Origin of the sequence: Halobacillus sp. K22, assembly GCF_052246795.1 — a bacterium.
Classification (GTDB): Bacteria; Bacillota; Bacilli; order Bacillales; family Halobacillaceae; genus Halobacillus.
In genome coordinates, this window is sequence record NZ_JBQQCN010000046.1 from 1 (window position 1) to 12653 (window position 12653).

At 40.4% G+C, this 12653-nt stretch carries 13 protein-coding genes; 10 read left to right on the top strand and 3 right to left on the bottom strand.

From position 1 onward, the window contains the following. Positions 1-139 (top strand): zinc ribbon domain-containing protein (locus tag ACTWPM_RS20220; protein ID WP_443134789.1); only part of this gene is annotated, 139 nt, incomplete at its 5' end. Between the two features lie 142 nt (positions 140-281). Here the strand turns inward: ACTWPM_RS20220 and ACTWPM_RS20225 are convergent. Further along, a complete protein-coding gene (locus tag ACTWPM_RS20225; protein WP_443134778.1) occupies positions 282-470 on the bottom strand; it encodes a CsbD family protein in 189 nt (62 codons plus the stop codon). A 335-nt stretch (positions 471-805) separates the two neighbouring features. Between ACTWPM_RS20225 and ACTWPM_RS20230 the strand changes: the two genes are divergently transcribed. From ACTWPM_RS20230 to ACTWPM_RS20270, 9 genes are all read left to right on the top strand, one after another. After that, positions 806-1798, top strand: a complete 993-nt coding sequence (locus ACTWPM_RS20230; RefSeq protein ID WP_443134779.1) for a LacI family DNA-binding transcriptional regulator — start codon at positions 806-808, stop codon at positions 1796-1798. A 236-nt stretch (positions 1799-2034) separates the two neighbouring features. Further along, the gene (locus ACTWPM_RS20235; RefSeq protein WP_443134780.1) at positions 2035-3306 is read left to right on the top strand and encodes an ABC transporter substrate-binding protein; all 1272 of its coding nucleotides are present in this window, start codon (positions 2035-2037) and stop codon (positions 3304-3306) included. 73 nt (positions 3307-3379) lie between these two features. After that, positions 3380-4240 carry a carbohydrate ABC transporter permease gene (locus ACTWPM_RS20240; protein WP_443134781.1) on the top strand — a complete coding sequence of 287 codons (861 nt, stop codon included), beginning with the start codon at positions 3380-3382 and terminating at the stop codon, positions 4238-4240. Then, on the top strand, positions 4240-5064 hold the full coding sequence (locus ACTWPM_RS20245) for a carbohydrate ABC transporter permease (RefSeq protein WP_443134782.1): 825 nt from the start codon (positions 4240-4242) through the stop codon (positions 5062-5064). Before ACTWPM_RS20240 ends, ACTWPM_RS20245 begins: the two co-directional genes overlap by 1 nt. Positions 5065-5092: 28 nt before the next feature. Next, the gene (locus ACTWPM_RS20250) at positions 5093-6742 is read left to right on the top strand and encodes a glycoside hydrolase family 13 protein (protein WP_443134783.1); all 1650 of its coding nucleotides are present in this window, start codon (positions 5093-5095) and stop codon (positions 6740-6742) included. Between the two features lie 782 nt (positions 6743-7524). Beyond that, complete coding sequence (locus ACTWPM_RS20255; RefSeq protein ID WP_443134784.1) at positions 7525-7899, top strand: YybH family protein; 375 nt, start codon at positions 7525-7527, stop codon at positions 7897-7899. A 446-nt stretch (positions 7900-8345) separates the two neighbouring features. Further along, on the top strand, positions 8346-8585 hold the full coding sequence (locus ACTWPM_RS20260; protein ID WP_443134785.1) for a hypothetical protein: 240 nt from the start codon (positions 8346-8348) through the stop codon (positions 8583-8585). Positions 8586-9951: 1366 nt separating this feature from the next. Then, complete coding sequence (locus tag ACTWPM_RS20265) at positions 9952-10245, top strand: PadR family transcriptional regulator (protein ID WP_443134790.1); 294 nt, start codon at positions 9952-9954, stop codon at positions 10243-10245. Beyond that, positions 10242-11360, top strand: coding sequence for a DUF2812 domain-containing protein (locus ACTWPM_RS20270; RefSeq protein WP_443134786.1), 1119 nt, complete (start codon positions 10242-10244; stop codon positions 11358-11360). Before ACTWPM_RS20265 ends, ACTWPM_RS20270 begins: the two co-directional genes overlap by 4 nt. Before the next feature lie 133 nt (positions 11361-11493). Here ACTWPM_RS20270 and ACTWPM_RS20275 read toward each other — a convergent pair whose 3' ends face one another. Together ACTWPM_RS20275 and ACTWPM_RS20280 are read right to left on the bottom strand one after the other, a co-directional pair. Beyond that, the gene (locus ACTWPM_RS20275; RefSeq protein ID WP_443134787.1) at positions 11494-11916 is read right to left on the bottom strand and encodes a VOC family protein; all 423 of its coding nucleotides are present in this window, start codon (positions 11914-11916) and stop codon (positions 11494-11496) included. 307 nt (positions 11917-12223) lie between these two features. Further along, a partial coding sequence (locus ACTWPM_RS20280) for an RNA-guided endonuclease TnpB family protein (protein ID WP_443134788.1) occupies positions 12224-12653 on the bottom strand: 430 nt, incomplete at its 5' end.

Here is a 12653-nt window from a genome sequence, read left to right on the forward strand (position 1 = left end):
GGTAAAGAATCTCGCTGTTCGAACGTGGGATTGCCCAGACTGCGGCTGCCACCACGACCGCGACCTAAATGCAAGCTCCAATATATTGAAGGAGATTCAAAGGATCCTTCCAACCGTCGGTGCGACGGGGCTAGCCTAATCATTTGAACGAACCGTTAGGTTCGTGCTCTTAGGAATCCCCCAACTTCAAGGAGTTTCAGCGAGTAAGTGGGGGTAGTTCAATTCATCTGTCTACTTAAAAGGGAGCATATCATTTTTTGGACAGCCCTTACCAATGCAGCTTATTTTTCCTCGTCCTGCTTCTTGGCGTCGCCGGTTTTGTTCTGTACTTCGCCTTTTATTTTATCTTTCTTGGCGTCTCTCTGCATTTTTGGGTCGTCCTTAGCATTGCCTGCCTGATCCTTTGCTTCACCCTTTACTTTATTAACAGCGCCCTTTACTTTATCGCTGAAGCCTTTTTTATCTGCCATAAATAAATACCTCCTTTGTTAGGTTTGTACTGGGAATATTCCCAGTGAAACCTGGGATAAAACAAATGATTCCACAAAAATACTTGCGCAAAGGACTTGCTTTATCGTTAAACTAGCGTCTTTACTCTGATGTTGCAGTTGAACTTCCATAAAATTAGGAGTTCTTTTTTCGTTTGTAATATCAACACTATCAGAGCATTTAGCTAAAGTGTACCAAAACTCAATATGAATAACTTGGAATCCCGAAAACTATTACCCATTGCTTAATCGTTCAAACTTGATTAAAATAAGATATGAAACTGATTTCATATACTAGCGTAGTGGAGTGATGAAAAATGCCGACGATTTCAGACGTAGCGCAGTTATCAGGATTGTCGAAAGCTACCGTTTCAAGAGTAATCAACAAACACCCATATATCGCAAAAGAAAAACGAGAACGAGTGGAGCAAGCGATGAAGGAGCTTGGCTATGTTCCGAATCCATCAGCGAGAAGGCTCCGGGGATCGACTACTAGTACGATTGGCGTGATTGTTCCGAGAATCGTAAACCCGTTTTTTTCGTATCTAGTCAACTCGATTGAACAAGAGGCGTACAAGAACAATTACCAGGTATTGATCTTCCAAAGCAATGAAAATAAAGATAAAGAACTGTATTTTTTAAACTTGCTTAAAAATCGCCAGGTGGATGGACTGATCATGACATCGATCGAAAACGATTGGGATGTGATTCAGCCTTACACAGCGTTTGGGCCAATTGTTTTGTGTAACGAATACTTGATGCATTCTAAAGCACCGATCGTCCGGCTGGATCAGGCGAAGGGTGCCTATATTGGTACGAAACATTTGATTGATAAAGGGCATACGAAGATCGGATATTGTACAGGGGGCTTATTTGCCGATGATGGCAAAGACAAGGACCGTAACCACGGCTACCAGCAGGCACTAGCTGAAGTTGGGCTCAGCATTCAGACAAACTGGATTTTTATTAACAAGCATACAATTGACGATGGGAAAAAAGTGATGAGACAGATGCTGACTATGGACGAACGTCCTTCTGCTATTTTTACAGGAAGTGACGAGATCGCGGCTGGGGTTATTATGGAAGCAAAGGAAAATGGCGTACTTATTCCTGAGGATCTTGCGGTCATCGGCTTTGATGATCAGCCCATCGCCGAAATTATTGAGCCGAAACTTACGACGATCCGCCAGCCTATAAATGAGCTTGGGGAGAAGTCTGTCGGCCAGCTGATTACGCTGATGAACAGCAAAGACGCTGATTATAATCAGATCGAACTGCCTGTGGAACTCCTTGTCAGAAAATCTACGTAATTTTAAAAAAAGTTATTGAAACCGATATCATTTTGACGTATACTTCAAATTAGAAAAGAAAAGCGTGATATCGGTTTTTATTTTTATAGCAACATGAAACCGATATCATATAAGTCGCATACTTCTTGTTCAGATTAATTAGTAGGGGGAGCTTTAATAAGTGGGGAAGTCTGTCTTTTATATTTTTTGTGAATTTATGAAACCGATATCATATTTGTAAAAGGAGTGGAGAGTAAATGAAGAAAGTGATGATTATGATTGCGGCGTCTCTTTGGTTGGCAGGGTGTTCGTTTTCCTCTGGAGGTTCAGGTGAAGGGTCAGGCGATCAAGTAACGGTGGAGATTTTTCAGGGAAAAGTAGAGTTTAAAGATCAGTTCGAGGCACTTGCTGAAAAATATGAAGAAGAAAACCCGAACGTTAATATTAAAATCACGAGTGTCGGCGGTGGTAATGATTATGCTGGTTCCTTGAAAACGAGGTTCGCTTCTGGAGATGAACCGGAAATCTTCAGTGCCGCCGGCCCTACCGAAATGGAGATGTTTGAGGATTATTTAGCCGATTTATCGGATACGGCTTCAGCAGAAGCGGCACTTGAAGGCAGCCTGGACCCTGTAACAAAAGATGGAGAAGTGCACGGTCTTCCTTTTAACCAGGAAGGGTATGGTCTGATCTATAATAAGCGAATTTTTGAAGAAGCAGATATAAACGCGGAAGAGATTCAATCTTATGAAGAGCTTGAGAGTGCCGTGGAAGAATTGGACAGTCAAAAAGAAGAGTTAGGATTAAAATCCGTATTCGCTTTCCCTGCTAAAGAGAAATGGGTTCCTGGAAGCCATCTATCGAATGTGTTTATTGCGCCGGAATTTGATCAACAAGTTTTGAATGCATATGAGGCGGACAGTGTAGCGTTCGAAAAAGGCAGCGAGTTTCAAAGAATGATTGATTTACAGAATGATTATTCGATTCAGCCAACCTTGACTTTGGATTACTCTCAGCAGGTTGAGCAGTATTTTTCTTTAGAAGAAGTCGCGATTATTCAGCAGGGGAATTGGATTTACCCATCTGTTGAGCAGATGGCCCCTGAATTTGCTGAAGAGAACATGGGCATTATTCCTATACCAGTTGAAGGATTCGAAGGTAAGATGCCTGTTGGAATTCCCAACTACTGGGCTGTGAACAAAAACAGTGGAGAAGAAGAAATTCAAGCTTCGAAGGATTTCATTGACTATATGTACACATCTGAAGTCGGCAAAGAAGCAGTGCTTCAAGACTTTAAATTTATTCCAGCATATGAAGGATTCGACACTGAAAATATCGCAGATCCGCTGTCAAAAGAAATTTATCAATACGCGTCTGAAGGGGAGACGATCGGCTGGGTTTTGCTTGGCTACCCTGGCACGTGGGGCGAGGACATCGGCGGTTATATTCAAGAGTATATAAGTGGAGATAAGAGCTGGGACGAGGTAGAAGAAGAGGCCATCAGCCGCTGGGAAAACTATCGCAAATAATCATAAATAAATGAAGGGGAGCTAACAGCTTAGGTTGTTAGCTCTCCTCAATTAAAAACACGAGGAGGATATTATGAGTAATCGGACGCTTTCATTTTGGTTGTTTCTTACTCCTGTTTTATTAGGATTAGTCATTGTAGTCGTCATTCCATTTCTCTATGGTCTGGTGTATTCGTTTACCGATTGGAATGGGCTACGGGCGGAAACTTTTATCGGCTGGCAGAATTACATAAGGTTGTTTCAGGAAGAAGAGTTTTTGCAGGCGGTTTGGTTTACAACGAAGTTTGCCTTTGTCGTCGTTCTTTTATTGAATTTGTTTGGTCTTGGGCTTGCTTTGATCGTAACCCGCAACCTTAAGTCGAACAATTTGCTGCGTACCGTTTTCTTTATGCCGAATTTAATCGGCGGGCTGATTCTTGGGTTTATCTGGCAGTTTATTTTTATCAGCGTATTTGGAGATATCGGCAACCTTACTGGAATTGAAGGCTTTAACGGCTGGCTCTCTACGGCGAACACAGGGTTCTGGGGCATTGTTATTCTTACCTGCTGGCAGATGGCCGGCTACATTATGATCATTTATATCGCTTACCTTGAAAATATTCCGAAAGACTTGATTGAAGCGGCGAAAATAGACGGAGCAAGTCCCATTCAGCGCTTTAAAAATATCACGTTTCCGCTGGTGGCTCCCGCTTTTACGATTAGCATGTTTCTGACGCTGTCGATGTCTTTTAAAATTTATGATCAGAACTTGTCGTTAACGAATGGCGGTCCTGCGGATCAAACGCAGATGGTAGCCATGGACATCGTCAATACGGCATTCTCCGATAACGACATGGCTTACGCTCAGGCGAAAGCCGTCATCTTCTTCCTTATCGTTTCAGTTGTTGCGTTGACCCAGGTGTATTACAACAAAAAACGAGAGGTGGAAATGTAATGAAGAAAAATAACGAGAAGCGAAATTTAATCTCGCTAGAAGTATTCGGTTTATTGCTCGGTCTCATATGGATTGCTCCTTTTTACTTAATGATTGTCAATGCCTTTAAAACGAAGCGAGATATTTTCACAGGTGTACTCGGCTTCCCGAAAGAGTGGACTATTGGGAACTATATTGAGGCATTTATTGAGCTTGAGTTTCTTAAGTCGTTGTTTAATTCGATATTGATTACGGGGTTAAGTGTGGCCGTGATTATTATTTTTTCTTCGATGGCCGGCTATGCGCTTGCACGAAATAAGAGCAAGTTGAGCGCTGTCATGTTCTTTGTATTTGTAGCGGCGATGCTGATTCCTTTTCAGTCCGTTATGATTCCGCTGGTCGCATTATTTGGACAGGCGAATATGCTGAACGCTGGAGGATTAATCTTCATGTACTTAGGGTTTGGATGCAGTTTATCGATCTTCTTATATCACGGGGCGATGACGGGCGTGTCGAAGTCGATGGATGAAGCAGCGATTATCGATGGAGCGAATCGATTTCAATTGTTCTGGCGGATCATTTTTCCTTTATTAAAACCTATATCCGTCACGGTCGGAATTTTAAATGTGATTTGGATTTGGAATGATTACTTGCTTCCATCTCTTGTGTTAAGTGAAGCAAATGCAACGATTCCGTTGAAGATGTTTTTCTTTTTCGGTCAGTATACGAAGCAATGGCACCTGGCATTAGCTGGGTTAACGATTGCGATTATACCGGTAATCATCGGATACTTTTTTGCCCAGAAACAAATCATTGCCGGGGTCTCTGAAGGAGCCGTGAAGTGATGAATACAGTGAATCAGGAGGTAAGGAAATGGAAAGACAATGGTGGAAAGAAGCGGTAGCGTACCAGATTTACCCGCGCAGCTTTATGGATTCAAATGGTGACGGAATCGGCGATCTTCAAGGCATCACCTCGAAACTTGATTATTTGGAGGAGTTGGGCATTGATGTGATATGGATTTGTCCGGTGTACCCGTCGCCAAATGATGATAACGGATATGACATTAGTAACTACCAGGGGATTATGACTGAATTCGGGACGATGGAAGATTTTGATCAACTGCTGGAAGAAGTTCATAAACGAGACATGCGGCTGATTATGGATTTAGTCATCAACCACACGTCCGATGAACACCCATGGTTTATTGAATCGAAGTCGTCAAAAGACAACCCGTACCGCGATTTTTACATTTGGCATCCGGGAAAAGACGGACAAGAACCGAACAATTGGGCATCCATCTTTGAAGGATCCGCCTGGGAGTATGATAATGAGACGGCAGAGTATTATATGCACATTTTTTCCCGGAAGCAGCCTGATTTAAATTGGGAAAACGAGGATGTGCGAAAGGCGTTGTACGAGATGGTCAACTGGTGGCTTGATAAAGGAATTGACGGCTTTCGAATTGATGCCATCTCGCACATAAAAAAAGCATCCGGGTTTCCTGACCTTCCCAATCCTGAGCAGAAGGACTATGTTTGTTCCTTTGACGGTCATCGGAATCAAGATGGGATACAAACTTATCTAAAGGAACTGAATCAGCAGACCTTCTCCCACTACGATATTATGACCGTAGGCGAAGCGAATGGTGTCAGTGTTGATGAAGCCAGCGAATGGGTCGGGGAGAAGGACGGCAAATTCAATATGATTTTTCAATTTGAACATACCGACTTGTGGGGAAAAGAAGTTGGAAAAAGCCTAGATATCCACGCCTTAAAACGCATTTTCACAAAATGGCAGACGGCGCTTGAGGGATCGGGGTGGAACGCACTTTTTTTAGAAAACCACGACCTTCCCCGCTCGGTGTCCGTCTGGGGGGATGATGATAAATACCATGAACCATCAAGCAAATGTTTAGCTGCCTTTTATTTTCTTATGCAAGGCACCCCGTTTATATATCAAGGACAGGAAATAGGGATGACCAATGTGAAATTTCTTTCAATCGATGACTATGATGACGTCGCGGCCAAAAACTTCTATGCCCATGAAAGAGTGAACGGAAAAACGCACGAAGAAGTGATGGAATCGATTTGGCATACCGGACGCGATAATTCACGGACACCGATGCAGTGGACTTCAGAACATAATGCCGGTTTTACAACAGGCACCCCGTGGATGAAAGTCAACCCGAACTATGTTGGACTTAACGTCGAAGAATCAATGGCGAGGCCGGATTCCATATTCAACTTTTATAAGAGTTTAATACAGCTGCGAAAGGAATATCCTGCGCTCGTATATGGAAGCTATCAGCTTGAACTTCCGGATCACAATCAAATCTTTGCATATTCGAGAAGATTTGAGGAAGAGACATTTCTCATTATGGCAAATTTGACGAAAGATTCTGCTGTTATCGATGAGGAGTCTGTGGCAGGAAGTAGAGAGGAGGTCTGCTTGAGCAACTATGATCAAGGTATGAGGGAAGTTGGGCGGCTTCAGCCGTTTGAAGTACGGGTTTATCGATAGGTTTAGATTACAGCCTGTATAAAGAAGAGCATAGAAGATACCTTATTATGGGAATGATAGTATCTTAGGTGGATATCAGGGACAACAAAGACTTAAATGGGGAAATTGACTTAAACTTACTTATATCTATTGTACGTGATATTCATGGTAGAGATAACATGGACGAATGGATTGAAAAGTAATTCATACTAACAAAGGCACTAGTCATTAAATTGGCTGGTGCCTTTTATAATTATAAACTCATTTAGATTAGCAGGGTTTCCAGTTTTAGTACAAATTAGCTAATAGAGAGGGGGGGTGGTAATGGCGGCTATTGTTCAATAAGAGCAATCGTTTTTGCTAACGAGCGGAATAACTCAATAAAAAACGCTAATTTATTTATGATGCAAGTTAGTCTGTAGTGGTTATGTTTATAGAGGAAAGAAGAGAGATGGTATGAAGGGATTAGCTTTAATTTTATTGGTTTTTTATTTTTTTGATACCCTATTGTGGGTATCAAATTCACCTTATTTATTTTCAATATTAGGTGTGATTATTTGGTTAATCTCGATTTTGTTAGGCTTTATTGCTTATAAACAACTAAACGAATTTATCACTTTAATGTATGAGTTCACCAGCACAAATACTCTTGACGGTGTGCTTTAACAATGGTCAACGTTCTCATGATTAAGGACTTATGATATGTTGAGTTTATCAATATTTATACCTTATTAATAAAAGAGAGAATTAAGGGATGAGATTCGAGAGTATAAAAGAATAATTTAAAATTGGGAGGGCTTTCGATGTTTGCATCAACTCCTCAACAAGCATTGAAGTTGTTAGAAGAAGCAACAAACACTCATGATTTCAAAAATGTGTCTGAGTTAATAAGTGAAGAAGCTGTATATTACTTTTCTGATGAAAATGTCTATGGACATGAAAATCTTAAAAGTTACTTTGAAAAAACGTGGGATCATATCCGTGATGAAAAATATCAAATATATGGTGTAAATTGGATAAGTACAAGTGATACCGTTGCCGTATGCATATACAAATTTCACTGGGCAGGAAAGATAGATGGTACACTAAAGGAAGGTCAAGGAAAAGGGACAAATGTATTTAAAAAGGATGGTCAGGGATGGAAAGTAGTTCATGAGCATTTGAGTACTCTACATTAGGATACAGAAAGTAAACCTATTATCTTCACTTCAAGTTTTCAACTATTGAATGTATTATTTGCAAACCTACCGGAAGATATCTCTAATTCAAGTGTTTCACATCAGGAGGCGATTGTTCAATATGAGCAATCGCTTTTTTGCTAAACGAGCAGGTTAGTTGAAGACTTATTCTCGAGGTATTAGGTATGAATGGATAATTTTTTGAAACTTTAAAAATGAGTGTTCGTAATTTATAGAAAGGAACTGCTTTAATTTTAATTGCTGGTTTTGCCGCAGCGATTTTCTTTCCTACGGGAATACGAGGCTTGCACTAACTTTAGTTCCAATCATAGCGAGTTTTCGTTGTGCAAAGCAGAAGAGATAAATTAATAAACATTTCTTGCTTATTTACCCACTTAACTGTGTTTGTACTACCTATAATATTCTCGTTTTAAAGGGGCACTGTTATGAAAAGATTTATGAGCGTACTTGGTAATATTGCTATTATAGTGTCCATCATCCTATTCGTAATCGATTTATTCATTCCTCAAGATCTATTGATTTACTGGGGAACGCTAGTCCTTATCACTCAATTTACGATTGGATACAGGTATTACTATCAATATGGAAGAAAGATATGGGGGACTATTTTTATGGGAACGATTTCGGCGGCATTTATTATCATTGCTATTCTACTCCTCACTTAAGCTTTGTTAGAGCGGAAGGACTAGTCTTGATGGGTAAAAGCACTTTGAATTCAATCTTTCCAGAACCGCAGGCGATTGTCATTTGGATATTTTTTAGAGCCAGAAACCATTTACGAAGATATGTAATAGAAAATCAGAAAAAATGTATCAAAATGGAAAATATGATTTTTATAGGAGGGTAGAAATGGCTGGAAAGTTCGATAAAATAGCCTCATATGTAGTAATTCCTTTAATAGTATTAACTTTCATCATTAACTTGTATGTTTTTAAAAGTTATAATATCACTTTCATTCTTGTTATCATCGGTTTGATTACTGTCTCTATACTAAATTTAATGATGTACAGAAGAAAAGATTATAAATCAGGCATCTTTACTTCTGTTATAGTAGTAGTACTAACTATCTGGTTCTCTCTTTAAAGGATTAAGAGTTACTTCCATAGAACAGGAAATTCTTTATGAAAAATATACCTTAAATTCAAGTCTTTCGCTAATGGGGGCTTTATTTATTCTTAATTAGTACCCTCTATACTATATCAGCATTGGGAATATCATGTTTTAACTTTCGTGAGTTTTGGGGTCAATTGAAGTGTAATTGTAAAGTTTTAGTGGGGGGATAATATGGATACTTTCATAATAATCAGCTTTGTGTTTGGAATTTCGGCATTCACTTTCGGTATTACTGCTTTTACCACAGCAATGAGTAATAGTAAAACTGTAAAAGATCTTGAAAAGAGGATTGAGGATCTAGAGAAAAAACTGTGAACAATCTTTAAAGCCAATGGGCATATCATTCGCAAATCTGGAGCTAGTATACCTGGATGTATCCTTGGAGCTATCGTATTATTAATGCGCACAAGAAAAAGAGCAATAAAAGAATTCGATGAAAAGTATCCTCCTGAGAAGAAGGTTAGCGAGAGTTAATGTCATTTTCACTAAAAGACATATTAATTGAGAACTTGCTCCACTATAACTTGAAATAAATTTTTTCGGTAATGGGGGATTAGTGTAATATGCCCGTAATAAGAGGAACTTCCATAAAGTTGGGAGTTCCTCTTTTTGTTAGTAATATCAATAATAAACCTTAACAGAGTCCAATTACTTCAGTGTTTATAACGCTATTATAGACGTAATTCAATATTGAGCCCTTACTACATACCAAACAGGCAGGGGAAGGGTAAAACAACCAGTTCCGCCCTACGCACAAGAGACGGATCTCCCGAATCTTAAAGGTTAGAAAAATTTAAAACCGACGTTCAAAAAATCGCGCACACTATGTCACGGTGTGATATAGTCATAGTGTGACATACTTGAAAATGGAAAAAGGGGGCTCGATCAGTGAAAAAGCCAGAGAAAACCTACATACCTATGACTGAAACTGCTTTCTACATCTTGCTTGCATTAACTGAACCCCGCCACGGTTACGGCATCATTAAACATGTCGAGAACTTGACAAAAGGTAGGATAAGTTTAGGCTCTGGAACCGTTTATGGCACATTGACGAAGATGCAGCGCGATGGTTTGATCGTCAAGTACGCGGATAGTGAGAGGAAAAAAGTATATGAAGTGACAGAAGACGGTAAAAGAATTATGCGGATGGAGATGGAAAGGCTGAATGAACTTTACCATAATGCGGTCCAATATAGGGAGGAATTTTTATGAACACATCGATTTTTCGACCATTTTGGAGTTACGACCCGGTCAAAACGGAAAAATGGCTGGAAAATAAAGCGAGTGAAGGGCTTATTCTGACTGGTTTCAATCGGTGGTCAAGGAAATTCCATTTCACAAAAAACAATCCTGAAACCTGTACATATAGACTTCAATATGAGAAGGTCGACCACTTTCCCCAGTCTTTAGTAGATTCAGGCTGGGAATCGATCACGAAAGAAGGACGCTGGAGACTGATCCGTCATGAGGGTGTTGCGAACAAGGAGCCGTTAAGGGATAGCATAGTGTCACGGAACAAAGTTCATTACTATATATTCATGGCGATTTTCATTTATATGCTTACAGTAGCTGGCATTATGGGGACGGTGACTCTCACTATTTTTTTAGGTGGTGGATCGGGTACGTTCGTTCCCAGTCCTTATTGGGCAATTACCATTACTGTAGGATTGACGCTTTGGACGCTCGTTCCTTATTCGACACTGACGTTACATAAAGGATTGAAAAAAATGAAGGTAGAGCCTTCACCTTCCTCTGAACAGCATTCAAGCCCTATTGCAATTACGAAGTGGCGGCTGGCCTGGCAGTATGCTCCTGACCGTTTAGAAAAATGGTTGGAGACGATGGAACTAAAAGGATATCACTTAGAAAAAGTCAGCAGATGGGGGCTTCGGTTTTCCTTCAGTGAAGGAGAACCAAGAATGGTAAGCTATGCGGCTGATTTTCAAAAATCGATCGAATCGGACTATTATTATTTGCATAGCGACCGCGGTTGGCGTCAACTGTACCATTCTTCTTTCTTTATGTCCTGGACGTTGTGGGTGAAAACCTACACTAGTGAAGAGGAAAAACCACAGTTGTACAGTGACCCGTATCATAAGTTAAAGCATGCCAGACGAGTTACTCTTTGGCAGGGAGGTATTTTCTTGCCGTTGACGATTCTATATCTATGGTTCGTCACTTCGGATATGGATGTTATCCTTCGTGGAGAAATTTGGGATGCTAGCTTTAGGCTGGTAGTCTTGCAAACCATCCTCGTCGTCGAATTCGGTTATTTTTTTGTTTCTTCGTTATTTTACTATTGGCGAGTAAGCAAGGCGATTAAGTGAATGGGATAGAATATTTCACTGTATAGCTTAAAGCGTGGATATTCGAATGAATACTCCAAAAAACTGGGGCTTTATGAAGGCAAGAGGTAAACGTGCTGTGAATCAGGCAGGTACATACCAGCCTGATGGGTGGCTACTCAACTTCTTCCCATTCTGGGTTCCATACTACTTCCCACAAGTGACCATCCGGATCTTGGAAATGGCCGGAGTATCCACCCCAGAATGTATCATGTGCTGGGTCAGTGATATAGGCACCTGCTTTTTTCGCCTTTGCCATAACATCGTCTACCTCAGCTTTACTATTTACATTGTGACCGAGAGTGAATTCGGTAGGACTTGGGCTGCCTACTTGCACTTTAGTTTCATGTGCGATGCTTTGACGTTTCCAAATAGCAAGTGTTAGACCAGGTTGTAAATCAAAGAACGCTACAGCACCATACTCAAATTCTTTACCAACTATGCCATCAGTTGGGAAGCCTAAGCCATCACGGTAAAAATGTAATGATTCTTCAAGGTTATCTACGCCGATCGTTATTACAGAAACTCTGGGCTTCATTTAGAGCCACCTCCTGTTTGATATAAGTAATTTTATCAAATAGCTATAATCAGGGAATTTTCTTTACTACTTTATGAACAACCATCATAGATGAGGATTTACTGAATTTATTGTAAAATTAAGGAGCGTTTAAACACACAAGGAGAAATTATGACTCATGAAAAAGAAAATAATAATCATTGGTACAGTCATTATGTTAGTTTTACTATTATTTTTTGGTACATTTGAACTACCCCCACTTACTCGCTGAAACTCCTTGAAGTTGGGGGATTCCTAAGAGCACGAACCTAACGGTTCGTTCAAATGATTAGGCTAGCCCCGTCGCACCGACGGTTGAAAGGAGTCGTTGAACTTCCTTTAGTATATTGAAGCTCGCATTTAGGTCGCGGTCGTGCTGGCAGCCGCAGTCTGGGCAATCCCACGTTCGAACAGCGAGATTCTTTACTTCCCTGTTTTGGTATCCGCACTTGGAACACAGCTGTGAACTCGCAAAAACTTTCGATACGGTTACCAACTGCTTCCCGTACCACTTTGCTTTGTATTCGAGCATAGACGTGAACATCGACCAGCTCACATCACTAATCGATTTGGATAGTTTTCGGTTTTTGATCATATTGGAAATTTGGAGATTTTCTACACCGATCACATCGTGGTTTTTGATGATTTCGGTAGAAATCTTATGCAGATAATCTTTGCGGGCGTTCGCTATCTTCTCGTGAAGTCTAGCTACTTTAATA

Excerpts from the sequence above, each read along its gene's own strand:
- ACTWPM_RS20225 (WP_443134778.1), bottom strand. The coding sequence starts at position 470 with ATGGCAGATAAAAAAGGCTTCAGCGATAAAGTAAAGGGCGCTGTTAAT.
- ACTWPM_RS20230 (WP_443134779.1), top strand. The coding sequence starts at position 806 with ATGCCGACGATTTCAGACGTAGCGCAGTTATCAGGATTGTCGAAAGCT.
- ACTWPM_RS20235 (WP_443134780.1), top strand. The coding sequence starts at position 2,035 with ATGAAGAAAGTGATGATTATGATTGCGGCGTCTCTTTGGTTGGCAGGG.
- ACTWPM_RS20240 (WP_443134781.1), top strand. The coding sequence starts at position 3,380 with ATGAGTAATCGGACGCTTTCATTTTGGTTGTTTCTTACTCCTGTTTTA.
- ACTWPM_RS20245 (WP_443134782.1), top strand. The coding sequence starts at position 4,240 with ATGAAGAAAAATAACGAGAAGCGAAATTTAATCTCGCTAGAAGTATTC.
- ACTWPM_RS20250 (WP_443134783.1), top strand. The coding sequence starts at position 5,093 with ATGGAAAGACAATGGTGGAAAGAAGCGGTAGCGTACCAGATTTACCCG.
- ACTWPM_RS20255 (WP_443134784.1), top strand. The coding sequence starts at position 7,525 with ATGTTTGCATCAACTCCTCAACAAGCATTGAAGTTGTTAGAAGAAGCA.
- ACTWPM_RS20260 (WP_443134785.1), top strand. The coding sequence starts at position 8,346 with ATGAAAAGATTTATGAGCGTACTTGGTAATATTGCTATTATAGTGTCC.
- ACTWPM_RS20265 (WP_443134790.1), top strand. The coding sequence starts at position 9,952 with ATGACTGAAACTGCTTTCTACATCTTGCTTGCATTAACTGAACCCCGC.
- ACTWPM_RS20270 (WP_443134786.1), top strand. The coding sequence starts at position 10,242 with ATGAACACATCGATTTTTCGACCATTTTGGAGTTACGACCCGGTCAAA.
- ACTWPM_RS20275 (WP_443134787.1), bottom strand. The coding sequence starts at position 11,916 with ATGAAGCCCAGAGTTTCTGTAATAACGATCGGCGTAGATAACCTTGAA.